This is a genomic window from Hydrogenophaga sp. NFH-34 (assembly GCF_021401345.1).
Lineage (GTDB): Bacteria > Pseudomonadota > Gammaproteobacteria > Burkholderiales > Burkholderiaceae_C > Hydrogenophaga > Hydrogenophaga electricum.
Genome location: NZ_JACBGE010000008.1, coordinates 92,368 through 114,936 on the forward strand (window position 1 = coordinate 92,368; position 22,569 = coordinate 114,936).

Sequence of the window (22,569 nt, forward strand, 5' to 3'; positions counted from 1 at the left end):
GTCACAGCGGGCGGTTGTCGTCCGGGTCGGGGGCCCGGCGCTGCGGGGCCAGCAGCAGCACCGACGCCACCGGCCACAGCGCGGACTCGATCACCGGCGACAGCAGGTAGGTCCAGCCGGGAAAACCGTCGCCGGCCACGGCCCGCACCAGCATGGACAGCAGGTGCGCCGCCGCGAACAGCGGCAGTACCTGGATGGCCTGGTTCGGCACCGGGAACCACAGCAGGCGCCGGTGCATGGCGATGGCCAGGAAGCCCAACGCCGCGTAAGCCAGGGCGTGCTGGCCCAGCAACGCGCCCTGGTGCACGTCCATGACCAGGCCGAAAAAGAACGCGGTGCCGACGCCCACGCGCAGGGGCTGGTGCACGCTCCAGAACACCAGCGCCACGGCCAGCAGGTCGGGCACCCAGGCGGCGCGGCCCCACAGGCCCATGTTGATGAGCATGTTCAGACCCAGCGCGACCAGCAGGCTGAAGGCGATGAAGAGGGGGTTGGCGGGCAGCAGCAGCTGCTGGCCCGGGCGCATGATCATGGGGCGCGGACTCCTGCGCCCGGCGAGCCGGGCATGTTGCCGGGCGCGCGCCGGGCCCGCGCCGGGGTGGGCTCCACCAGGGGGGATGCGGGCAGCGCCTTGCCCACGGGGTCGAGCACCAGCACGTGCAGCACGCCCTGGGTGCGGGCCAGCGGCTGGCAGCTGACCCGGGTGAACGACGATTCGGCCCGGCGTTCCAGCCGGTTGACCTTGGCCACCGGCAGGCCCGGCGGGTAGACCCCGTCGATGCCGCTGGTGGTCAGCAGATCGCCTTCTTCGATGTCGGCATTGGCCAGCGTGTAGCGCAGTTCCAGGCCGTCCCCGTCGGCACCGGCCTGGCCGTAGGCCACGCTGCGGATGCCCGTGCGGGTGTTGAGCACCGGGATGGCCTGGTCGCGGTCGGTCAGCAGCGTGACTTCGGAAACCAGCGGGTAGACCCGTGTGACCTGGCCCAGGACACCGTGTTCGTCCAGCACCGGCGAGCCGGGTTCAACGCCGTGGGTCTGGCCGCGGTCGATCACCACCTTGCGCGCGTAGGGGTCGGCCGCGTCGTACAGCACCTGGGCGCCGCGCGCCGGTGCGGCGATGCGCGCGCGCATGTCGAGCAGGGCCCGCAGGCGCTGGTTTTCCTGGTCGAGCTGCTCCACCTGCTGTGCGCGCTGGGCCTGTTCGGTCAGGCGCTGAACGGCTTCGGCTTCGGCCCGCTGAGCCTCGTGCAGCGAGGTGAAATACTGGCCCACGGAACCGGCCATCTGCACCGGCTGCAACACCGTCCACTGCAGCGGATAGAGGGCCGTGGCCAGCGCGGCGCGCACCGGAGCGGCGACCTGGAATCGCAGGTCGGCCACCATCAGGAACAGCGCGAAGGCGCTGAACACAATGAGTTTGGACAGGGCCGACGGCCCCTGTTTGAAAAACGGGGGCGGCGTGCGGTCCAGCGTACCCAGCGGCATGGCGTGCAGGCGGAAAGGGTTTGCGTGCGCCGGCGACCGGGCGCGCGCTTACTCGCTCGTGAAGATCGTGCCCAGGCGCTCCATGCGCTCCAGGGCCATGCCGCAGCCGCGCACCACGCAGGTCAGCGGCTCTTCGGCCACCAACACCGGCAGACCGGTCTCTTCGGCCAGCAGGCGGTCCAGATCGCGCAACAGCGCGCCGCCGCCCGTGAGCATCATGCCGCGTTCGGCGATGTCGGCGCCCAGCTCGGGCGGGGTCTGTTCCAGCGCGCTCTTGACGGCCGAGACGATGCTGTTGAGCGGGTCTGTCAGGGCTTCGAGGATTTCGTTGCTGGAAATGGTGAAGCTGCGCGGCACGCCTTCGGAGAGGTTGCGGCCCTTGACTTCCATCTCGCGCACTTCCGAACCGGGGAAGGCGGAGCCGATTTCCTTCTTGATCGCTTCGGCCGTGGGCTCGCCGATCAGCATGCCGTAGTTGCGGCGGATGTAGGCGATGATGGCCTCGTCGAAGCGGTCACCACCCACGCGCACGCTGCCCTTGTAGACCATGCCGCCCAGGCTGATGACGCCCACTTCGGTGGTGCCGCCGCCGATGTCGACCACCATCGAGCCCGAGGCGTCGGACACCGGCAGGCCGGCGCCGATGGCTGCGGCCATGGGTTCCTCGATCAGGTACACCTCGGAGGCGCCGGCGCCCAGCGCCGACTCACGGATGGCGCGGCGCTCGACCTGGGTCGAGCCGCAGGGCACGCAGATGATGATGCGCGGGCTCGGCTTGAACATCGAGCGCGGGTGCACCATCTTGATGAACTGCTTGAGCATCTGCTCGGTGACGGTGAAGTCGGCGATCACGCCGTCCTTCATGGGTCGGATGGCTTCGATGTTGCCGGGCACCTTGCCCAGCATGGCCTTGGCTTCCTTGCCCACGGCCTGGATGGTCTTCTTGCCCTGGGGGCCACCTTCGTGGCGAATCGAAACCACCGACGGCTCGTCCAGCACGATGCCCTTGTTGCGGACGTAGATCAGGGTGTTGGCGGTGCCGAGGTCAATGGCCAGGTCGGTCGAGAACTGCCGACGGAAAGCTTCAAACATGGTGCAGGGGTCCTGAGGGGCATGGTCGCCGCTTCGGGCGGCCATCGCCGGGAATGGGGGCAGGAGGAGGTGTTAAGTGATTGATTCGACGGCAGAAACCGGAGCGCAACGGGCCTTGCCATCAAACCTTGGATAATACCGTATCCCCTGTGCATAACTTCCATTTACGGGGGCTTTGACCGGTATCTTTTCGCTACTTGGCCCGGCTGGGTGCTGGCGAAAATGTGATTCTTTTTTCGTATGCCGGTTCCCCCCCTGACGAGCCCGCCATGTCCCTGAATCTTTCCGACATCGGCCGCATCGCCCATCTCGCGCGGCTGGAAATGCCGCCCGAGCTGGCCGAGCGCCTGCTGCCCCAACTCAACGGCTTCTTCGACCTGGTCGAACAGATGAACGCGGTGGACACCACCGGCGTCGAGCCGCTGGCCCACCCCACCGCCGTGATCGACCACGTGGCCCTGCGTCTGCGGCCCGACGTGGCCAGCGAACCGAACAACCGCGAGGCCAACCAGCAAAGTGCCCCCGCCGTCGAACGCGGCCTGTTCCTCGTGCCCAAGGTGATCGAATGAACGCAGCGCAGAGCCGCCTCAAGCCAGTTCGCACCCCCTCGGGGGGCAGCGCAGTACACGAAGTGACCAGCGTGGGGGTTGTCCAATGAGCGCAGCACAGATTCACGAAATGGGCGTGGCCGAACTGGCCGCCGCCATCGCCGACAAGACCACGTCGTCCGTCGAGGCCGCGCAGGCCCTGCTGGCGCGCGCCCAACAGCATGCCGACCTGGGCGCTTACCTGTCGTTCAACGAAGACGCCACCCTGGCGCAGGCCCGCGCTGCCGACGCCCGCATTGCCGCCGGCGAGCGCGGCCCGCTGCTGGGCGTGCCGCTGGCGCACAAGGACATCTTCGTCACCCAGGGCTTCCCCAGCACCGCCGGTTCCAAGATGCTGGAGGGCTACCAGAGCCCGTTCGACGCCACCGTGGTCGCCAATCTGGCCAAGGCCGGCGCTGTCACCCTGGGCAAGCTCAACTGCGACGAGTTCGCCATGGGCGGCAGCAACCAGAACTCGGCCTATGGCCCGGCCCGCAACCCCTGGGACACCGACCGCGTGCCCGGGGGCTCTTCGGGCGGCTCGGCCGTGGCCGTGGCCGCGCGCCTGGCACCGGCTGTCACCGGCACCGACACGGGCGGCTCGATCCGCCAGCCCGCCAGCTTCTGCAACGTCACCGGCATCAAGCCCACCTACGGGCGCTGCTCGCGCTACGGCATGATTGCCTTCGCGTCCAGTCTCGACCAGGCCGGTCCGATGGCACGCAGCGCCGCCGACTGTGCCACGCTGCTCAGCGCCATGGCCGGCCCCGACATCGACCGCGACTCCACCAGCCTGGACCACCCGGCCGAGGACTACACGCGGCTGCTGGGTGCACCGCGCGAAGGCGCGACCGCCGCGCAGCCGCTCAAGGGCCTGCGCATCGGCCTGCCCAAGGAGTTCTTTGGCGAAGGCTGCGCGCCCGACGTGGTCGCCGCCGTGCGCGCCGCTTTGAGCGAGTACGAGAAGCTCGGTGCCACGCTGGTCGACATCTCGCTGCCGCGCACCCAGTTGTCCATCCCGGTCTACTACATCATCGCGCCGGCCGAAGCCTCGTCCAACCTGAGCCGTTTCGACGGCGTGAAGTTCGGCCACCGTGCCGCGCAGTACGACGACCTGATCGACATGTACAAAAAGTCGCGCAGCGAGGGCTTCGGCCCCGAGGTCCAGCGGCGCATCATGATCGGCACCTACGTGCTGAGCCACGGCTACTACGACGCCTACTACCTCAAGGCGCAGCAGCTCCGCCGCCTGATCGCGCAGGACTTCCAGAGCGCCTTTGCCCAGTGCGATGTGATCGCCGGCCCGGCCGCACCCACCACCGCGTGGAAGCTTGGCGACAAGGCCGACGACCCGGTGGCCAACTACCTGGCCGACATCTTCACGCTGCCGGCCTCGCTGGCCGGCCTGCCCGGCATGAGCGTGCCGGCGGGCTTCGGCGCGGGCGGTTTGCCCGTGGGTCTGCAACTGATCGGCAACTACTTCCAGGAAGCCGCGCTGCTGCAGGCAGCCGATGCGTTCCAGCGGGCGACGGATTGGCACCTGAAGACGCCAGAGGGTTATTGAGATGAACCAGAAAACCAAGAAAGAAGCGTCGCTGCTGGTGCAAGGCTATGAGGTCGTGATCGGCTTCGAGACCCACGCCCAGCTCGCCACGCAAAGCAAGATCTTCAGCCGCGCGCCCACGGCCTTCGGCGCCGAGCCCAACACGCAAGCTTGCGCGGTGGACCTGGCGTTGCCGGGCACGCTGCCGGTGATGAACCGCGAAGCGGTGGCGCATGCCATCCGTCTGGGTCTGGCGCTGGGCTCGCACATCGCCGAGCAAAGCGTGTTCGCGCGCAAGAACTACTTCTACCCCGACCTGCCCAAGGGCTACCAGATCAGCCAGTTCGAGATCCCGGTGGTGCAGGGCGGCGAGGTGAGCTTCTTCCTCGGCGATCAGAAGAAGACCGTGCGCCTGGTGCGCGCCCACCTGGAAGAAGACGCGGGCAAGAGCCTGCACGAGGACTTCATCGGCCAGTCGGGTATCGACCTCAACCGCGCCGGCACGCCGCTGCTGGAGATCGTGACCGAGCCGGACATCCGCTCCAGCGCCGAGGCCGTGGCCTACGCCAAGGAGCTGCACAAGATCGTGACCTGGATCGGCGTCTGCGACGGCAACATGCAGGAAGGCTCGTTCCGCTGCGACGCCAACGTCTCGGTGCGCAAGCCGGGTGCGCCGCTGGGCACGCGCCGCGAGATCAAGAACCTGAATTCGTTCAAGTTCATGCAGCAGGCCATCGACTTCGAGGTGCGCTGGCAGATCGAGCAGATCGAAGACGGTTTCGAGATTCAGCAGGCCACGGTGCTGTTCGACCCCGACACGGGCGAGACGCGCGCGATGCGCACCAAGGAAGACGCGGCCGACTACCGCTACTTCCCCGACCCTGACCTGCCACCGCTGGTGATCGCGCGCAGCTGGGTCGACGAGGTCAAGGCCGCGATGCCCGAGTTGCCGCGCCAGATGGCCGAGCGCCTGGTGGCCGACTACGGCCTGCCCGAGTACGACGCCACCACGCTCACGCAGAGCCCGGCGATGGCGGCCTACTTCGAGACGGCGGCCAAGGCCAGCGGCCAGGCCAAGATGGCCAGCAACTGGATCATGGGCGAGATTTCGCGCCGGTTGAACAACGAAGGCAAAGAGATATCACAAGCGCCAGTCAGTGCGCCGCAGTTGGCTGCATTGCTCAGGCGCATAGATGATGGTTCGTTATCCAACAATGCCGCGAAGCAGGTGATGGATGTGCTCTGGACGGAGTCTGGCGAATACCGCATCCCAGGGTGGCCCGACGGGTTCGCATCGATTCGTGAATGGGCTCAGGTGCTCAACGCAGTCACTGAGTCGCTGCGCATCGTTGATGCCGTCATCGAAGCCAAGGGCCTCAAGCAGATGAACGACAGCGGCGCGCTCGAAGCCATCATCGACGAGGTGCTGGCCGCCAACGCGCCCATGGTCGAGCAGTTCAAGGCTGGCAAGGACAAGGCCTTCAACGCCCTGGTCGGCATGGTCATGAAGGCCAGCAAAGGCAAGGCCAATCCGCAGCAGGTCAACGACGTGCTGCGCAGCAAGCTGCAGGGGTGAGCGGTGTTGTGGCCGGCCCGTTGGCTGGCCCCAGGCCGCGGGTGCGGCGCCGGTGCGCCGGTCAGTTCCGGGCGGCGGGGCTGGACCAGAGCGCGCGCAGGCGCCCCAGCTCTTCGTCGAAGCGCTGGTTGATGCGCTGCTTTTCCTGCTGCCGTTCGTCCAGGAAGCGGCGCTGCTGCCCGACCTGCTGCTCCTGGTCGGCGATCTTGCGGCGCAGCCAGGCCGGTGCCTGGCTGGGGTCGCCCTTGTAGAACTCCAGCTCGGTGTGGATGGCCTGGCGTTCCTTGTCCAGTTCACCCAGGCGTTTGTTGACGGTGTCGATCACTTCATCCACCTGGGCCAGTGCGTCCGCACGGGCCTTGTCGTGCGCGTCGCGGTTCGGGTAGCGCATGATCAGGACGCGGTCGCGCCGGCGCTCCTCGTCCAGCCGGGCCTGCTGCTGCTCGGCCTCGCGCTTTTCGGCGTCGAGGCGCGCGCGCTCCTCGGCCGTGTAGGACGGTGGCAGCACCCGCTTGGTGGTGCCACTGCTGCTGAGTTCGCGCTGCTCGCGGTCGATGCATTCGCGGATCGGCCGGTCCGAAGTGAGCCGGCGCCCCTGGGCGTCGATGCAGGTGTAGATGCTGCTCTTGGCCGGTGCGGGGCTCTGGGCCCAGACGCCCGGCGCCATGGCCAGCCCCATCGTCAAGGCCAGAGCACCTGCGAAGGCGTTGGGGCGGCAGCGTGAGGGCAGGGAACAGGGCATGGGCGGTTTGGTATTCAGGTCACGCCATAACGTTGGCGGTAGGCTTGCACGCGCTCCAGATGCCCGGCCAGTCCCTCACCCGTATGGTCTTGCAGATACTGCAGCAAATCGGCCAGCCTCGCAATGGCGCAGACCTGCAGGCCCAGCTGGTTCTGTACATATTGCACAGCACTGTGGTCCACATCGCGCACCGCGCCGTCGGGCCCAACCTCGGTGGCCTTCTCCTGGCGGTCCAGGGCGATGGCCACCGCATGTGGCGTGGCCCCGGCGGCCCGGATCAGCGCAATCGATTCGCGCGCGGCGGTGCCGGCGCTCATGACGTCGTCCACGATCAGCACGCGCCCCTTCAGCGGCGCGCCGACCAGCGTGCCACCTTCGCCGTGGTCCTTGGCTTCCTTGCGGTTGTAGGCGAACGGCACGTTCTTGCCCAGCCGCGCGAGTTCGATGGCGACCGCAGCGCCCAGCGGAATGCCCTTGTAGGCGGGGCCGAAGACCATGTCGAATTCGACGCCGCTGGCCAGCAGGGCCTGTGCATAGAATTGCGCCAGGCGGGCGAGCTTGGCCCCGTCGTCGAACAGGCCGGCATTGAAGAAATAGGGGCTCAGCCGCCCGGCCTTGGTCTTGAATTCACCGAAGCGCAGCACGCCTGCGTCCACGCAGAACTGCACGAAGTCCTGCGCCAGCGCATCCGTCGAGGCGGCTGCATCCGTATTGACCGACATGGGAAAGTCCTTGTTCAAACTGACCAGCCTCAATCTCAACGGCATTCGTTCCGCTACCTCCAAAGGGCTGGAGGCCTGGCTGGCCGGGCACTCGCCCGATTGTATTTGTGTGCAGGAAGTCAAGGCCCAGGCGCCCGACGTGGCCGGGCGCTTCGAGGCCCTGGCCGGCCTGCGGGGGCACTTCCACTTTGCCGAGAAGAAGGGCTATTCGGGCGTGGCGGTGTACACCCGGCACGAGCCCAGCGACGTGGTCATCGGCTTTGATGGCGGGGGTGAATTCGACGCCGAGGGCCGCTGGGCCGAACTGCGCTTCGACACCCCGTCGCGCAAGTTTTCGGTCATCAGCGTGTACTTTCCCAGCGGTTCGTCCGGTCCGGAGCGGCAGGCCGCCAAGTACCGTTTCCTGGATCTGATGTACCCGCACCTGCAGGCGCTCAAGGCCCAGCGCGAATTCGTCATCTGCAGCGACGTCAACATCGCGCACCAGAACGCCGATCTCAAGAACTGGCGCAGCAACCAGAAGAACAGCGGTTTCCTGCCCGAGGAACGGGCCTGGATGACGAAGCTGCTGGACGAGGGAGGCCTGGTCGACGTCTACCGCCGCCTGCATCCCGACACCACCGAGACCTGCTACACGTGGTGGAGCAACCGGGGCCAGGCCTACGCCAACAACGTGGGGTGGCGGCTGGACTACCACCTGGCCACGCCGGCCTTGGCCGCGACCGCGCGCACCGCGTCCATCTACAAGGGCGAAAAGTTCAGCGACCACGCGCCGCTGACCATCGGGTACGACCACCCGCTGTGAGCCTCGGCGCCGCTCACAGCGCCGGCAGCACGGCGGCGATGTGGGTCGAGAACGCGCGCGCCAGCGCGGTTGGCCGCGTGCGCGCATGGGCGATGGTGATGCCGACTTGCGGCAGCGGCGGCAGTTGCCCGGCTTCGGGCAGCACCAGCAGGTCTGGCGGTACCGCGCAGCGGGTGAGCACGGCGACCGCGGTGCCGGCCCGTGCCACCGCCACCAGGCCGGTGAGGCTGCCGCTGGCATAGGCCACGCGGTAGGCGATGCCCAGGCGTTCCAGGCCTTCGCAGGCAGCCTGGTGGTCCAGCACGTCGGGGTCGGACAGCGCCAGGGGCAGGGGCTGCTGCTGCAACGCTTCGGCACTGGGGCTGGCCACCCACACCAGCGGCTCGCGGCGCAGCAGGGGTTCGCGGGCGGTGGCGCCGGTGACCGGTACCGACACCAGGGCCATGTCGAGCGTGCCGTCGGCTAGGCGCTCGCGCAGGCGCGGGGAGGGCGCGCACAGCACCTCGATGCGCGCGAGCGGGTGCTGCGCGGCAAATCCGCGCAGCAGGGGCGGCAGAAAGGCGGCCGCGTAGTCGTCGGGGCAGCCGAAGCACAGGGTGCCTGCCAGGCCGGAGCCGGTCAGGTCGGCCAGGGCTTCGTCGTGGCTGGCGAGGATGCGCTGGGCATGCGCGAGCAGGCGCTCGCCCTGGCGGGTCAGGCGTACGCCGCGCCCGGTGCGGTGCAGCAGGGCCTGTCCGGTGGCGTCTTCCAGCCGCTGCATCTGCATGCTCAGCGCCGATTGCGTGCGGCCGACCCGGGTGGCGGCCGCGCTGAGGGTGCCGGCCTGTGCGATGGCCAGGAAGCTGCGCAGAAGATCGATGTCGAGGGAGGCGCCCATGCGGTCAATATATCAATCTGGCTGAAGTCAGGATTCAAAACTATTCGATTTACTGATTGCCGGAGGCTGCCTAGAGTGCGTGTCAGGCCCCGCGTCCGGCGGGGCATTTCACTTCTTCAGGAAAGACCCTCATGTCCCGCAATCAGGAACCCGCTTTCTGGCAGGCCGCCGGCCAGCACCTCGTCCGTTACGGCGGCCGCTTCGCGCCGGTCATCATCGAGCGCGCCCAGGGCAGCTATGTCTACGACGCCGATGGCCGGCCCATCCTGGACTTCACGTCGGGCCAGATGAGTGCCCTGCTGGGCCACTGCCACCCCGAAATCAGCGCGGTGGTGGCCGACCACGCGGCGCGGCTGGACCACCTGTTCAGCGGCATGCTGTCCCGGCCGGTGGTCGATCTGGCGCGCGCGCTGGCCGGTGTGGCGCCCGGTGCGCTGGAGCGCAGTCTGCTGCTGACCACCGGGGCCGAATCGAACGAGGCGGCGATCCGCATGGCCAAGCTGGTCACGGGCCGCTTCGAGGTGGTGGGCTTTGCCCAGTCGTGGCACGGCATGACGGGGGGCGCGGCCTCGGCCACCTACAGCGCCGGCCGGCGCGGCGTCGGACCGGCGGCCGTGGGGTCGCTGGCGATCAATGCGCCCTTCGGCTTCCGACCACGCTTTTTCGACGCCAGCGGTGCCTACGACTGGCAGGCCGAACTGGATTACGGCTTCGACCTGGTGGACCGCCAGTCCTGCGGCAGCCTGGCGGCCTTCATCGCTGAGCCCATTCTCAGCTCGGGCGGCATCATCGACCTGCCACCGGGCTACATGGCGGCGCTGAAAAAGAAGTGCGAGGAGCGCGGCATGCTGCTGATCCTCGACGAGGCACAGACCGGCGTGGGGCGCACGGGACACATGTTTGCCTGTGAGCGCGATGGCGTGGTGCCCGACATCCTCACCCTGTCCAAGACGCTGGGTGCCGGCCTGCCGCTGGCCGCGGTCGTCACCACCGCCGAGATCGAGGAGCGCGCCCACGAGCGCGGCTACCTGTTCTACACCACCCACGTGAGCGACCCGCTGCCCGCGGCCATCGGCCTGAAGGTGCTGGAAATCGTGCAACGCGACGGCCTGGTGGCTCGCGCCCAGGTGGCCGGGGCGCGCCTGGCGTGTGGCTTGCGGGCCTTGCAGGAGCGGTTCGACTGCATCGGCGACGTGCGCGGGCAAGGGCTGTTGCTGGGGGTGGAGATCGTCAAGGACCGCACCAGCCTGCAGCCGGCGCCGGAGCTGGGGGCGGCCATCACCGACGCCTGCATGGCGCAGGGGCTGTCGATGAACGTGGTGCAGCTGCCCGGCATGGGCGGCGTGTTCCGCATCGCGCCGCCGCTGACGGTGAGCGACGAGGAGATCGACCTCGGTCTGGAGCGCCTGGGGCAGGCGCTGGAGCGCTGCACCGGCGGCTGATTCTGCCCGCCTCAGGGCCTGGGGCGGTGGGGGTGGCAGGGGGCTGTCAGGAAGCTGACGGCCAGCTCCGTTACATTTCGTCAAGCGGAGTCGCTTGGCGGTGGCGCCAGCTCCGCGCCGTCCCATGCTCCAGTACTTCACGATTCCCGTCACGGCCTTCGCCCAGAACTGTTCCATCGTCTGGTGCGACGAGACGATGGAGGCCGCCGTCATCGATCCGGGTGGGGAGACCGAGCGGATCGAGGCCGAGGTGCAGCGGCTGGGTGTGACGCTCACGGCGATCTGGCTCACCCATGCCCACATCGATCACGCCGGCGGCACCGCCACGCTGGCCGAGCGGCGGCAACTGCCGATCATCGGCCCGCACCCGGGTGACCAGTTCTGGATCGATGCCCTGCCACAGCAAAGCGCCATGTTCGGTTTTCCGCCGGCCGGCCAGTTCACGCCGACCCGCTGGCTGGCCGACGGCGACACGGTGCAGGTGGGGCGCTGCACGCTCGGCGTGCGCCATTGCCCCGGCCACACCCCGGGCCACGTGGTGTTCCACGCCCCGCAGGCGCACCGGGTGTTCGTGGGCGACGTGCTGTTTGCCGGCAGCATCGGCCGGACCGATTTCCCGGGCGGCAACCACGACCAGCTGATCGCCAGCATCCGCGAGCGGCTCTGGCCGATGGGCGATGACACCGTGTTCATTCCCGGGCACGGGCCGGAAGGCACGCTGGGGCACGAACGCCGCTTCAATCCCTACGTCGGGGAGCGCTGAGGCCATGATCGGTGCCCGGATGCACGTGCTGCTGGTGGACGACCACCCCATCTTCCGCAAGGGGCTGGAGTTTTTGCTGCTCGACCTGCGCCCGGGCCTGACGCTGAGCCACTGCAGCCAGCGGCAGGAACTGGAAGCCTGCCTGGCCGGCGCCAGGCCCCAAACCTATGACCTGGTGCTGCTGGACCTGCGCATGCCCGGCTTCGAGGCGCTGCAGGCTCTGGAATACGTGCGCACGGTGGCCCCGGAAACCCCGGTGGTGGTGCTCTCGGGCGAGGAGGACGCGGGCACGGTGCACGCCTGTGTGGACCTGGGTGCCTGCAGCTTCGTGTCGAAATCGGCGCCACCCGCGCACCTGCTGCAGGCGCTGGAGCAGGTGCTGGGCGGTGGGGTGCACCTGCCGGCGTCCAGCCTGGGCAGCGGCGACGCGGCCTGGCGCTCGCGGACGGCGGCCGACCAGGTCGGCGGTCTGGTGCTCACGGGCCGGCAGGTCGAGGTGCTGCGGCGTGTGGTGCAGGGCAAGACCAACAAGATGATTGCGCGCGAGCTGGGCATTTCCGACGGCACCGTCAAGACCCACCTCACCAACGTGATGGCGCTCTTCGAGGTCGGCACGCGGACCCAGCTGGTGTTCGAGCTCGCACGCCGCGGGTTGTCGATCGACGCGCTGGGCGAACCCGAGACCTCGGCGTACTGAACCCGCTCAGGCGCCCAGCCGCAAGGTGGTGCGCAGGCCGAAGGCGGCCTGCCCGGCTGGTGAAGGCTCGCCCAGCGGCTGCAGGGTGCGGCGCACGTCCACCTCGAACCCACCGCCAGGCAGGCGCCGGAGGGTGAGCCGGGCCAGACCGCTGCCGCTCAGGGGCTCCCCCCCGGGGGCGACGGCGGCATCGAGCCGGATGCCCTGGCACCACACGGTTTCGTCCACCTGCAGGTGTTCGGGCCGGCAGTTGGCGTAGGGCAGCGGCGCGTACAGCGGCGGCGCCACGATGGCCGCCCCCAGGGGCTGGCCGTCGAGTTGCAGGGTCAGCGCGGTGCTGACGTGGTAGTCGCCCGACAGCAGGACGAAGGGCAGGCCGCGCCGGGCCAGCAGGGTCAGCAGCGCCAGGCGCTGGTCCTGCGCCATCTGCCAGGAATCGGGCGGGCCGGGGTTGGCCGGATCGGCCGCTGGGTGCAGGCCCGGGAAGACCACCGAACCGCAGACGATCACCGGCAGGTGCGCGGGGCCGACGGCATCGAGCCAGCGCGCCAGGGCCTGCAGGGCGAGATCCGGGGCCAGGTGGTGCAGGCCCCGCGAACGGGTCTGGCGCGAGTCGAGCAGGAAGAAGCGGGCCGGGCCGAGCGGGCCGGTTTCGGTGTAGGTCATCCAGTCGTCCGGGTCGCGCCAGGGCGGGAGCAGGCGGTCGGGCCCCTGCAGCTTCTGGAACGCCTGGACCGACTGCTGGGCCCAGCGTGCTTGGCTGGCGCTCAGGCGGGCGATCGGCCCTGTGGCCTGCGGATCCGGCCAGGCCGAGGTGAGCAGCGGCGCAGCGGCGGGGTGGTTGTCGACCCACTCGTGATCGTCGGGGGTCATCAGGGTGGGCACGGAGCGCAGCAGGCGCCGCATGGCGGGCTGGCCAAAGGCCGTGGCATGGCGCTCGACATAGCGCTCGGCCGGGCTGGTGGTGTCGAGCAGGCCGGCGGTGGCGTCGGCATAGATCTGGTCGCCCAGCAGCAGGGCCAGCGCCGGCAGCGGTTCCTGCAACGCGTCGGCGAGCACGCGGTCCACGCGTTCGCCATCCAGACCCAGACCCGGATGGCGGCAGCAGGTGGCCCACAGCGCCAGCGTGTCGGTGCTCGCCAGGCTGTCGGCCGGTACCGAGCAGGCCACGGCCTGGGCGATCCGCTCGCCGGGCGGTGCGCCTGGGGCGGTGTGGGGTTGCTGCAGGGCGGCGTCGATCCGGGCGTCGTCGGCCCATTGTTCGTCGCTGAGCAGGTCGGGGGTGGTGGCGAGCCGCCGGGTGGCCCGCCCGGTGAGCACCTGCATCACCAGCGCCTGGCCGGGCGCGAGGGTTTGCAGGTCGGCCGCCGTGACCGCGACGTCGAGGCGGGCGGTGCGGAAGGCGGTGGTGGGTGGTCCGCCGACCGGCCCCGCCGGGTGGGCCGTGTCGACGGCGACGATCCGTTCCCCGGTCAGGGTCAGCCGCCGGTGGCGGCCCGCCGCGTCGCGGTACCGCACGGTGAAGCGGGTGTCTTCAGGCGCCAGGCTCTCGCCTTGGCCGTCGTCGAGGATCAGCGACGTCCGCACCGTCCAGCCGCCGCGGCCGTCCGGCCGCACCCAGCCCAGCATCGGGCCAGTGCGCGGGGCGGCCAGGCGCCAGCGCCGGGGCGGCAGCGCCGGCGGCACGGTGGTTTCGGCGATGAAGGCGTCGTCAAGGAATTGCGTGACGCGGGCGAACACGTCGGTGGCCGCGCGGCGGCCGATCAGCACATCCAGGTGGCCGTAGCCGGGCAGCGCCTCGCAGCGCGCGGGGCCGAACCACAGCCCCAGTTGCTGCAGCCAGTCGCGCGTGCGCTCGATGCCCTGGGCATCGAACAGCTCGTTGTCCTGCCCGTGCAGCAGGAAGACCGGGCAGTGCAGGTGGGCGCGGGCGCGGTCTTCGGTCACGTAGCGGGACACGCCGTCCTCGTCCACCAGCCGGCCATGGCGCACGAAGCGGGCCGCGTGACCGAACAGCCGCAGGTTGGCGTCGCCGAACAGGCGGTTCATGGCGCGCACCGTGTGGGCATTGAGCTGGTGGTGGTGGAACAGCGGGGCTTCGATGAAGCGGATGCGCCGGCAGGTGGCCACGCCGTCGTCGTTGTCGGGCGAAAGCGCCCGTTCTTCGGGCGGCTGCGGCAGGCTGCTGAACAGGCGGTCGATGACCTGCCAGACCGGGTGGTCCTGCGCGCCGTGCACGGCAAACGGCACGTGGGGCAACAGGTGCTGGACCAGCGACGGCACCCAGGTCTTGGCCCGCGTGGTTTCGGTGCCCAGGCAGAAGGGGTGGACCTGGCTGGACACCAAGGCGTAGAGCATGGACGCGCCACCCGGGTGCTGCAGCCGGCCGTCCAGCAGCGACATCCACAGCGAGGCCGACCCGATGCACTGGGCAAAAGCGGCGATCTGCAGCGGCAGGCCGGGGGGCAGGGAGTGCGCGTGTTCGCGCTGCACCGTGGCCAGCACGTGCGCCACGGCGACGGGCACGTCGTGCTCGGCCAGCATGTCGACGCTGAAAGGGGTGCCCGCGTACCCGCTGCGCGAGGACATGCGGCTGTCCAGCAGCCACACTTCCTGTCCCTGGGCGAGCAGCGTATCGACCAGGTGGGGGCTTTCGCCGTTGGCAAAGGTGTAGCTCAGGCTGGACTGGCCGAAGGCGTGTAGCAGCAGCACGACCCGGGCGCGCACCACCGGCCGGCCGTGGCTGTCGCGCGTGCTTCGTGGTCCCGTCACCGGGCCGTGGGACGGGCGGTATTGCCACAGGCGCAGCATCAGGGGTTCGGCGGCTTCGTCACCCCGGTCGGCGCTCGAAAAGCCGCGGGGCACCCGGATCGTGTGGGCCACCGGCTTGGCGGTGCCGGACCGGTCGGTGGCGCCCTCGTCCTGTGGGGAAGTATCGGTCAGCGGCCGGTGGGAATAGTGGGGCAGGCGGAAGTCGAACAGGTGTGTCTTGAGCGCCAGGCGCAGGGCCAGCAGCGCATAGCCGGAGAGCACCAGCGCACCGGTGGTGGTGTCGCCGACAGGGCCGAGCTGGGCCGTGCCGGGCTGGAACAGCTGTGCCGCGCCCATGCGCAGGCGGCCCCGGTACAGCGCGCGGCCCCAGGGCCACCGGGTGTGCGCGGGGGTGATCACGGCGTCGGCGTCCATGATGCGTTCCCAGTACGTGGGGCGCAGGCGGGGCGGGGCCGAGCCGGTGTCCCCGGTGAGGGCACGCACCAGTCCCCGCGCCAGCCAGGCCGCGGTTTCGCCGACCGTGGCGCGATAGGTCACGCGTTTGGTGGCCCGGAGCCGGATCTGGCGCGGGGCGCCGTCGGGGGCAGCCCCCTCGCGCTGGAGCACCAGGTCGTAGGTCATGGTGCGCTTTTCCCGGGCGTGCACCCACTGTTTGCCCAGGCCGGGCAGGTCGCGCAGGCGCGGCGAGAGGGCGCCGGGCCGCCATTGCCGGGTGTCGAATTTGCCGCCGCCTTCCCACCAGGTCAGCAGCAGGCGCGGAAACGGCAGCGCGGCCCAGGCCATGATCGCGAGGCCCATGGCCAGCCCGGTCCAGACCCCGGGCCAGGCCAGCGCGAAGATGGCACCCAGGGCGGCCGGGAGCGCGAGCAGTTCCAGCAGGGTCTGGAGCCACGGACCCGGACCGCGCTGGAGGCGGCCCGGGGTGGGCAGGAAGTCGAACGTCGGGCCGGCGGCGCCGTCGGGGGCCGGCGAAGAGGAGGGGGTGGTCAGGTGGTAGATCACCGGTTCGGCGCCGGTCCGGTCGAGCGTCCATCGCGCTTCGCGGATGCGCAAGGGGTGCCGGCTGTGGGCCAGCATGGCGTCGAGGTCGTCGCTTTCAAAGCCCACGAACAGCTCGACCTGCTGCGCATCTGCGAGGTGTGCCCATCGGCCGCGCAGTCCCTGGCCGTCGGCGCGCAGGTGCTCGCGCAGGGTGACCGGCCAGGGGGTGGTGTCGAGCACGGGCGCTCGCACGGGCCGGGGGGGCGACCGGTGGATCGTCGGCGCTTCGGGCGCCGGCCGCCGGGGCCAGGCTTGCACGGCGCGTTCGGCCAGGGCGGTGATGGTCAGCAGCGGATTGCAGCCGAGCGAGGTGGGCACGATGGACCCATCCAGCACGTACAGGCCCGGGTAGGTGGCAGGGGCATTCGGGTAGCGTTCGCCAGCCGGGCGGGCCCAGGTCCGCTCCGGGTGCGCCGGCTGGTGGACCCAGACCCGGCCCAGGTGATCGACCACGCTGTGCGCCGGGTCGTCGCCCATGGGGCAGCCACCCAGCGGGTGCACCGTGGTGGCCAGGCTGGGCAGTGGCTGGCCCGACATCGCCCGGCTGGCCGCAGGCGGCAGGAACTGCCACAGCGGGTTGTGCAGGTGCAGTCCCGGGGGCGCCAGCCGCTCGAACAGCCGCTGTTGCTCCTGGTAGGTGGCCAGTCCTTTCGGGTCGGGCATGACCAGGGCCGCGCTGTCGGTGCCTGGCAGCCAGACCAGGCGGCCGGGCGCTCCGTCGTGCCCCATGGTCAGCCACAGCTGGCTGTGCCGGGCCAGTGGGGTGGATGCGGCCAGCGGGTCCCGCGCATGGGGGTCGTCACCGGGGGGTGACCGAAATGCCCATCGGTCCAACTGCTGCAGCGTGCCCGCGCTGGCCAGCAGCGCCGAAAACACGCGGGCCAGGGCCCCGGGCACAGCGCCTTCCTGCAGCACGATGCGCTTCGGCAGCGGCTGGGTGCGATCGCGCAGATCGAGCAGCGACGTGATCGTGGGACCGGTGTCGGGCTGCCGGCCGTCATCGGGCACCGCACCCCGGCCGACGGCGTGCACGGGATGCGCCTGGACCCGCACGCTGAGGTGGTCGCCGTTGCCCGAGAGGCGGGTGCCCAGCGCGGGCGAAAACGCCAGCACCTCGCCGGCCAGGGCTTGCGAGCGCTGCATCAGCTGCGTGGAGCCGAGCGTGCCAGCGCTGAGGATCAGTTTCGGCACCGCGAGCACGCGCAGGGTGGATGCCGGATCGATGCGCTGGTCGTGGCTGTGGCCGGCCTCCGCACGCTGGGCCTTGTGGTGCTGGGCGTCGGTGGCGAAGACCCAGAGCCGCCAGCGCCCGTCTTCCGGGACATCCGGGTCGGGGGCGAACCGGTAGACCTCGGCCTGGGTCACGATCTGCACGCGCCCCGTCTGCACCGCCTGCCGCAGGTACGTGCTGCGCAGATCGCCCTTGGCGTCGGGCACGTTGCAGCCCGAGGCGCAGTCGCCGCACTGGGTGCAGCGGTCGGGCCGCCAGTGCAGGTGCACCGGTTGGGTCGTGCCCTTGTTGCCCAGTGACTTGGCGGCGGCCTGGAGCGCCACGGTCTTGGCCGGCGGCGTGGCGCCCCGGGGGCGGTAGACCGTGCTGCCCAGTGTGCGCCGTGCGAGCCGGGTGGCCGCCTGGAGCGGCCTGGGCGGTGCAGCGCCGTGCGGGCCGGGGCGCAGGGCGGCGGGCCACGCGGTCTGGGCAAACACGTCGGGGTCCGGCTCCATGAGCACGCCGGCATTGATCAGGCTGCCGCCCCCGAGCCCGTTGGCCGTGACGGCGGCCAGTCCTTGTCCGACCGAGATTTCGAACAGCCCGGACGCGCGTCCCAGGGGCAGGGGCCGACCGGGGATCTGCAGCCGCAGGTATTTGGCGAGTTGGGAAAAGTGGTTGGGAAAGTCACCCGGCAGGAACTCGCTGCCGCGTTCGATCACGAGCACCCGGTACCCTTTGCGGGCCAGCCGGAGCGCGGCCACCGCGCCCCCGTAGCCGGAGCCGACCACCGCCACATCGAACGCCACCGGGTGAACGGATGGCGGGACCGGCAGGGGGGCCGGCAGCGGCAGTTGCTCGATCCATTCCCGCCATGGCACCGAGAGCGGGGCGAGCGGGTTGGGCGGGGGGCGGTGCCGGGGCGGCGGGTCCGGCGGTTCGTCGGAACTGGCGTCCGGCTCAGCGGCCGGCATGGAGCAGTTCCTGCACCGCCCGTGCCAGCGCCGGGGCTGACAGGGGTTTGCGCAGCACCACGCCCTGAACATGGGTCAGCGCAGCCGATCCTTCGCCGGTGACGATGATGCAGGGCAACTGCGGAAAACGCTGCTGCAGCCGCACGGCGACGTCGCCGCCGTTGAGCGCCTCGTCCCCCAGGTTGTAGTCGGCAATCAGCAGGTCGGGGCGGCCGGCCTGGTCGGGGGCGGCCATTGCTTCCTGGTCGGAGGCGACCGCCGTGACCGAGGCGCCGGCCTCGCGCAGCCAGTGCGAGGTGGCTTCGCGCGCCAGTTGGTCGTCTTCGACCAGGAGCACGTTCAGGCCGGCCAGCGAGGCATTGACGGTGGATTCGACCGGCACTTCGGCCGCACGCCGCTCGCGCGACAGGGTCAGCGCGAAGACGCTGCCGTAGCCCGGGGTCGCGTCCACCTGCAGCGTCATGCCCATCAGGGCCACCATGTGGCGCACGATGGCCAGGCCCAGCCCGAGGCCGGGAACGCCCAGCGACTGGGCCTGCCGACCCCGGGAAAAGGGCTTGAACAGGGCGTCGAGCTCGGCCGGTTCGATGCCCGGGCCGGTGTCGGTCACGCTGAGGATGACCGAGTCGCCCCGTTCGGCAACCTCCACCGTGACCCCGCCGGTCGTCGTGAACTTCAAGGCGTTGTCGAGCAGGTTGCCCAGCACCCGCTGCAGCAGCAGCGGGTCGGCACGCACCACGGGGGCGCCGTTCACACGCAGGGCGAACGTCACGCCCTTCTGGGCACACAGTTCCGGGTAGCCGGCCAGCGTGGTCTTGAGCAGGGGCACCAGGTCGACCCCGGTCAGGTGGGCGCGGAGGTTGCCGGCGTCGATCCGCGCCATGTCCATCAGGCCGGAGAACATGGAATCGATCGACCGGCTCGCGTGTTCGATCTCGTGCATGACCTGTTGCCGGCGCGTTTCGTCGGCCGACCGGCGCAACACGTTGACCAGCAGCGACAGGGCGTGCACGGGCTGCTTGAGGTCGTGGCTGGCCGATGCGAGAAAGCGCGAGCGCAACTCGAACGCCTGCCGCGTTTCGTGCAGGGCCTGTTCGAGCTGGCCCGCCAGGGTTTCGCTGCGCATGCCCTCGGCCACGGCTTCGTTGAGCAACTGCCGGATGCCATGGGCCAGGCGGTACATCATCAAGCCGCCCAGGGGCAGGGCCAGCGCCAGCACGTTGATTTCGGTCGGGCCGAAACGCTGCCACAGCGCGAAGGCCACGGTGCTCAGACACGCGATCAGGTAACCGAGGTAGACCCGGGGCTGCACGGCCAGCACCGAGACGGCCCCTGCGATCCAGGCCAGCATCAGCCCCACCAGCAGAATGAATTCGTGGGCCGAGATCCGGGGGCCGAATATCGGCAGCGAGAGCATGACCAGCCAGCCCGTGAAGGCCGAAAGGGTGGTGACCCACGTGACGCGGCGCTCGTCGGGGGTGTCCGGGCGTTTGCGCAACTGCTCGAACCACACCTGGCGCCCGATGAAGCCGACCAGCACCGGTACCCACCAGAGCAGAAACAGCCCGATACCCGCTGCGGGCACGAAGATCGAGCCCAGGGCCGAGGTCATCACCAGCACCGTGAGCAGGCCCAGGCGGCTTTGCTCGATGACGTAGGACAGGCTTCGCGCGCGGATGAGCTGGTCCAGCGATGCCCGGGAAGGGGTTTCCCGGGTGGGCATGGGTTCTAGAGGCGCGAGCGAAGGCATCTCACCAGATTACCCCAGCTTGCCACGGATTTCGATCACCCATTTGGGTGAGTCGGTGCGTGGTGCACCGGCTTTCAGCCCCGTCGCGCGGTCTCGTACAGGCCTTGTACTTTGGGCAGATTGGCCTCGAGCTCGCGAATGCGGTTGGGGCCGCTGGGGTGGGTGGACAGGAACGCCGGGCCACCGCCCTGGGTCGCCTGGGCCATTTTCTGCCACAGGCTGACGCTGGCGCGGGGCAGATAGGCGCCCCGGGCCGCCAGTTCCAGGCCCACCAGGTCGGCCTCGCTTTCGTCTTCGCGGCTGAACTTCAGGGTCAGCAACTGCGAGCCGAGATCGGCCGCCATGGCGCCGAGTCCGCCGAGCCCCAGCAGTTCGGCGCCCAGCCGCAGCCCGAGGCTGGTGGCGCTGCTCTTGGCCAGGCGCTCGCGCGCGTGCTCGCGCAGGGCGTGGGCCATTTCGTGCCCCATGATCATGGCGGCTTCGTCATCGGTCAGCTTCAGCTGCTGCAGGATGCCGGTATAGAACGCGATCTTGCCGCCGGGCAGGCAGAAGGCATTGATCTGGGGGCTGTCGATCAGGGCCACTTCCCAGCGCCAGTTGGCGGCGCGCGGGTTCCACGCGGTGGCGAAGGGGATCAGGCGCCGGGCGATGCCGTGCAGGCGCTGCACCCGCGGGTCGCCGCTGGCGACCAGGGCCTGCTGCTGCCGGGCCTGCTGCACGGTGGCCGTGAACTGCTGCGCCCCGGCCTGCTCGATCTGTTCGGCCGGCACCAGCTTGCGCAGGCTGGAGGATTTGCCCACCGCCACCTGGGCGGTCGCCGGCAGGGCCGCCGCCGAGGCCGCCGCCAGCACAAAAGCCCGTCGCGCCTGCCAGGGGCTGGCGTTGGCGGGCGGGCGTGTCTTCAGGTCGCACAACAAGCACATGGTCCAATAATAGGCAAAGCCCCGCCGCGCTGCCGTCTGGCCGGGACAAACCCTCATGTCCGAAGCCATGACCGAGCCATCCGTCACACCCGTGTCTGCCGACGCCCCGCGAAAACCCACCTGGGGCGAGACGCTGCGGGTCTACCTGGAGCCCGCCAGCCTGCGCATGTTCGCGCTGGGTTTTTCGGCCGGTCTGCCGCTGCTGCTGGTACTGGGCACGCTGAGCTTCCGGCTGCGGGAAGCGGGGCTGGACCGCACCACCATCGGCTACCTGAGCTGGGTCGGCCTGGCCTACGGGTTCAAGTGGGTGTGGTCGCCGCTGGTCGACCGGCTGCCGATTCCGTTGCTCACCCGCTGGCTGGGCCGGCGCCGCAGCTGGCTGCTGCTGTCGCAACTGGCGATCATGGCCGCACTGGCGGGCATGGCGCTGGCCGATCCCCGCAGCGAGCTGACCCTGGTGGTCTGGTGCGCCCTGGCGGTGGCATTCGCCTCCGCCACGCAGGACATCGCGCTCGACGCTTTCCGCATCGAGTCGGCCGATACCGCGCACCAGGGCGCCCTGGCGGCCACCTACCAGACCGGCTACCGCCTGGCCATGATCTGGGCCGGCGCCGGTGTGCTCTGGTTGGCTGCGCGCTCCGAAGTGGCGGTGACCCTGCCGATGGCTGGCGGGCCCGGTGCGCTCTACCAGCAAGGCGCCTGGATGACGGCCTATCTGGTCATGGCCGCGAGCATGGTGGTGGGGGTGGTCACGGTGCTGTTTTCGCGCGAACCGGCACGGATCGAACTGCCGCCCGCGCGCAACGCCGCCGAGTGGCTGCGCGGCGCGCTGATCGAGCCGTTCGCCGATTTCCTGCGCCGCTATGGCCGGCACGCGCTGCTGGTGCTGGCCCTGATCGGCGTGTACCGCATCAGCGACGTGGTGATGGGCATCATGGCCAACCCGTTCTATGTGGACATGGGCTACACCAAGGACGAAGTGGCCGCCGTCACCAAGGTCTACGGCGTCATCATGACCCTGGCCGGCGCCTTCATCGGCGGCGCGCTCTCGCTGCGCCTCGGGGTGATGCGGGTGCTGCTGCTGGGTGCGCTGCTATCGGCCGCCACCAACCTGCTGTTCGCCTGGCTGGCTGGCCACGGGCACGACGTGCCGGCGCTCATCGCCGTGGTGTCGGCCGACAACCTCAGCGCCGGTGTGGCTTCGGCCGCCTTCATCGCCTACCTTTCGGGTCTGACCAATGTGCGCTATTCGGCCACGCAGTACGCGCTGTTCAGCTCCATGATGCTGCTGGCGCCCAAGTGGCTGGCGGGGTATTCCGGGGCGTTCGTCGATGCCTACGGTTACCAGGCGTTTTTTGTCGGCACGGCCCTGCTGGGGCTGCCGGTGCTGCTGCTCATCTTCTGGGCCGCGCGCCTGACCGCCACAGGGCGCTAGCCACGCCTCGGTGGGCGGTGCCCGCCGGCCAGGGTGACAGACCGCCACCGGCTTTACACAAACGATACAAACGCTTGATGGGCGCGTGACGTGGGCCATCGATCATGGCGGCATGGACGTCGCTACACTGGAT

At 69.9% G+C, this 22,569-nt stretch carries 17 protein-coding genes; 8 read left to right on the forward strand and 9 right to left on the reverse strand.

Annotated elements, in window-relative coordinates:
- Position 1 precedes the first annotated feature (1 nt).
- From mreD to L0977_RS09495, 3 genes are read right to left on the reverse strand one after another with little or no spacing between them, the layout of a single operon-like run.
- On the reverse strand, positions 2-532 hold the full coding sequence (mreD, locus tag L0977_RS09485) for a rod shape-determining protein MreD (RefSeq protein ID WP_234264620.1): 531 nt from the start codon (positions 530-532) through the stop codon (positions 2-4).
- Positions 529-1,485, reverse strand: a complete 957-nt coding sequence (mreC, locus tag L0977_RS09490) for a rod shape-determining protein MreC (RefSeq protein ID WP_234264621.1) — start codon at positions 1,483-1,485, stop codon at positions 529-531. The genes mreD and mreC overlap by 4 nt, the downstream gene beginning before the upstream one ends.
- 48 nt (positions 1,486-1,533) lie before the next feature.
- Entirely contained in the window at positions 1,534-2,577 is a 1,044-nt protein-coding gene (locus L0977_RS09495) for a rod shape-determining protein (protein WP_234264622.1), read from the reverse strand.
- Between the two features lie 269 nt (positions 2,578-2,846).
- Here L0977_RS09495 and gatC point away from each other — a divergent pair, with 269 nt between their 5' ends.
- From gatC to gatB, 3 genes are all read left to right on the forward strand, one after another.
- Positions 2,847-3,146: an Asp-tRNA(Asn)/Glu-tRNA(Gln) amidotransferase subunit GatC gene (gatC, locus tag L0977_RS09500; RefSeq protein ID WP_234264623.1), complete on the forward strand. Its 300-nt coding sequence runs from the start codon at positions 2,847-2,849 to the stop codon at positions 3,144-3,146.
- An 85-nt stretch (positions 3,147-3,231) separates the two neighbouring features.
- Positions 3,232-4,728: an Asp-tRNA(Asn)/Glu-tRNA(Gln) amidotransferase subunit GatA gene (gatA, locus tag L0977_RS09505; RefSeq protein WP_234264624.1), complete on the forward strand. Its 1,497-nt coding sequence runs from the start codon at positions 3,232-3,234 to the stop codon at positions 4,726-4,728.
- 1 nt (position 4,729) lies between these two features.
- Positions 4,730-6,283 (forward strand): Asp-tRNA(Asn)/Glu-tRNA(Gln) amidotransferase subunit GatB, encoded by a 1,554-nt coding sequence (gene gatB / locus L0977_RS09510; protein WP_234264625.1) that lies wholly within the window; start codon positions 4,730-4,732, stop codon positions 6,281-6,283.
- Between the two features lie 61 nt (positions 6,284-6,344).
- Here the strand turns inward: gatB and L0977_RS09515 are convergent, their stop codons facing one another.
- Positions 6,345-7,025: a DUF4124 domain-containing protein gene (locus L0977_RS09515; protein ID WP_234264626.1), complete on the reverse strand. Its 681-nt coding sequence runs from the start codon at positions 7,023-7,025 to the stop codon at positions 6,345-6,347.
- A gap of 14 nt (positions 7,026-7,039) precedes the next feature.
- Positions 7,040-7,747: an orotate phosphoribosyltransferase gene (gene pyrE / locus L0977_RS09520; RefSeq protein WP_234264627.1), complete on the reverse strand. Its 708-nt coding sequence runs from the start codon at positions 7,745-7,747 to the stop codon at positions 7,040-7,042.
- 10 nt (positions 7,748-7,757) lie between these two features.
- Here pyrE and L0977_RS09525 point away from each other — a divergent pair, with 10 nt between their 5' ends.
- Positions 7,758-8,552: an exodeoxyribonuclease III gene (locus L0977_RS09525; RefSeq protein WP_234264628.1), complete on the forward strand. Its 795-nt coding sequence runs from the start codon at positions 7,758-7,760 to the stop codon at positions 8,550-8,552.
- Positions 8,553-8,565: 13 nt separating this feature from the next.
- Here L0977_RS09525 and L0977_RS09530 read toward each other — a convergent pair whose 3' ends face one another.
- Complete coding sequence (locus L0977_RS09530) at positions 8,566-9,429, reverse strand: LysR family transcriptional regulator (RefSeq protein WP_234264629.1); 864 nt, start codon at positions 9,427-9,429, stop codon at positions 8,566-8,568.
- 131 nt (positions 9,430-9,560) lie between these two features.
- Between L0977_RS09530 and L0977_RS09535 the strand changes: the two genes are divergently transcribed.
- The 3 genes from L0977_RS09535 to L0977_RS09545 all read left to right on the forward strand — a co-directional run bounded on the left by L0977_RS09535 (position 9,561) and on the right by L0977_RS09545 (position 12,331).
- Positions 9,561-10,871, forward strand: coding sequence for an aspartate aminotransferase family protein (locus tag L0977_RS09535; RefSeq protein WP_234264630.1), 1,311 nt, complete (start codon positions 9,561-9,563; stop codon positions 10,869-10,871).
- A gap of 124 nt (positions 10,872-10,995) precedes the next feature.
- The gene (locus L0977_RS09540) at positions 10,996-11,634 is read left to right on the forward strand and encodes an MBL fold metallo-hydrolase (protein WP_234264631.1); all 639 of its coding nucleotides are present in this window, start codon (positions 10,996-10,998) and stop codon (positions 11,632-11,634) included.
- A 4-nt stretch (positions 11,635-11,638) separates the two neighbouring features.
- Positions 11,639-12,331: a response regulator gene (locus L0977_RS09545; protein WP_234264632.1), complete on the forward strand. Its 693-nt coding sequence runs from the start codon at positions 11,639-11,641 to the stop codon at positions 12,329-12,331.
- A 6-nt stretch (positions 12,332-12,337) separates the two neighbouring features.
- Here the strand turns inward: L0977_RS09545 and L0977_RS09550 are convergent, their stop codons facing one another.
- The 3 genes from L0977_RS09550 to L0977_RS09560 form a co-directional block, all read right to left on the reverse strand.
- Positions 12,338-18,328: a GMC oxidoreductase gene (locus tag L0977_RS09550; RefSeq protein WP_234264633.1), complete on the reverse strand. Its 5,991-nt coding sequence runs from the start codon at positions 18,326-18,328 to the stop codon at positions 12,338-12,340.
- Positions 18,315-20,051, reverse strand: a complete 1,737-nt coding sequence (locus L0977_RS09555) for a hybrid sensor histidine kinase/response regulator (RefSeq protein ID WP_234264634.1) — start codon at positions 20,049-20,051, stop codon at positions 18,315-18,317. Before L0977_RS09555 ends, L0977_RS09550 begins: the two co-directional genes overlap by 14 nt.
- A 101-nt stretch (positions 20,052-20,152) precedes the next feature.
- Positions 20,153-21,001: a M48 family metallopeptidase gene (locus L0977_RS09560; RefSeq protein WP_234264635.1), complete on the reverse strand. Its 849-nt coding sequence runs from the start codon at positions 20,999-21,001 to the stop codon at positions 20,153-20,155.
- A gap of 67 nt (positions 21,002-21,068) precedes the next feature.
- Here L0977_RS09560 and L0977_RS09565 point away from each other — a divergent pair, with 67 nt between their 5' ends.
- Complete coding sequence (locus tag L0977_RS09565) at positions 21,069-22,436, forward strand: AmpG family muropeptide MFS transporter (RefSeq protein WP_440589177.1); 1,368 nt, start codon at positions 21,069-21,071, stop codon at positions 22,434-22,436.
- The last annotated feature ends 133 nt before the right edge of the window (positions 22,437-22,569 follow it).

Excerpts from the sequence above, each read along its gene's own strand:
- L0977_RS09540 (WP_234264631.1), top strand. The coding sequence starts at position 10,996 with ATGCTCCAGTACTTCACGATTCCCGTCACGGCCTTCGCCCAGAACTGT.
- pyrE (WP_234264627.1), bottom strand. The coding sequence starts at position 7,747 with ATGTCGGTCAATACGGATGCAGCCGCCTCGACGGATGCGCTGGCGCAG.
- L0977_RS09565 (WP_440589177.1), top strand. The coding sequence starts at position 21,069 with ATGACCGAGCCATCCGTCACACCCGTGTCTGCCGACGCCCCGCGAAAA.
- L0977_RS09495 (WP_234264622.1), bottom strand. The coding sequence starts at position 2,577 with ATGTTTGAAGCTTTCCGTCGGCAGTTCTCGACCGACCTGGCCATTGAC.
- L0977_RS09535 (WP_234264630.1), top strand. The coding sequence starts at position 9,561 with ATGTCCCGCAATCAGGAACCCGCTTTCTGGCAGGCCGCCGGCCAGCAC.
- L0977_RS09550 (WP_234264633.1), bottom strand. The coding sequence starts at position 18,328 with ATGCCGGCCGCTGAGCCGGACGCCAGTTCCGACGAACCGCCGGACCCG.
- gatA (WP_234264624.1), top strand. The coding sequence starts at position 3,232 with ATGAGCGCAGCACAGATTCACGAAATGGGCGTGGCCGAACTGGCCGCC.
- L0977_RS09515 (WP_234264626.1), bottom strand. The coding sequence starts at position 7,025 with ATGCCCTGTTCCCTGCCCTCACGCTGCCGCCCCAACGCCTTCGCAGGT.
- gatC (WP_234264623.1), top strand. The coding sequence starts at position 2,847 with ATGTCCCTGAATCTTTCCGACATCGGCCGCATCGCCCATCTCGCGCGG.
- L0977_RS09560 (WP_234264635.1), bottom strand. The coding sequence starts at position 21,001 with ATGTGCTTGTTGTGCGACCTGAAGACACGCCCGCCCGCCAACGCCAGC.
- L0977_RS09530 (WP_234264629.1), bottom strand. The coding sequence starts at position 9,429 with ATGGGCGCCTCCCTCGACATCGATCTTCTGCGCAGCTTCCTGGCCATC.
- gatB (WP_234264625.1), top strand. The coding sequence starts at position 4,730 with ATGAACCAGAAAACCAAGAAAGAAGCGTCGCTGCTGGTGCAAGGCTAT.
- L0977_RS09545 (WP_234264632.1), top strand. The coding sequence starts at position 11,639 with ATGATCGGTGCCCGGATGCACGTGCTGCTGGTGGACGACCACCCCATC.
- mreD (WP_234264620.1), bottom strand. The coding sequence starts at position 532 with ATGATCATGCGCCCGGGCCAGCAGCTGCTGCTGCCCGCCAACCCCCTC.
- mreC (WP_234264621.1), bottom strand. The coding sequence starts at position 1,485 with ATGCCGCTGGGTACGCTGGACCGCACGCCGCCCCCGTTTTTCAAACAG.
- L0977_RS09555 (WP_234264634.1), bottom strand. The coding sequence starts at position 20,051 with ATGCCCACCCGGGAAACCCCTTCCCGGGCATCGCTGGACCAGCTCATC.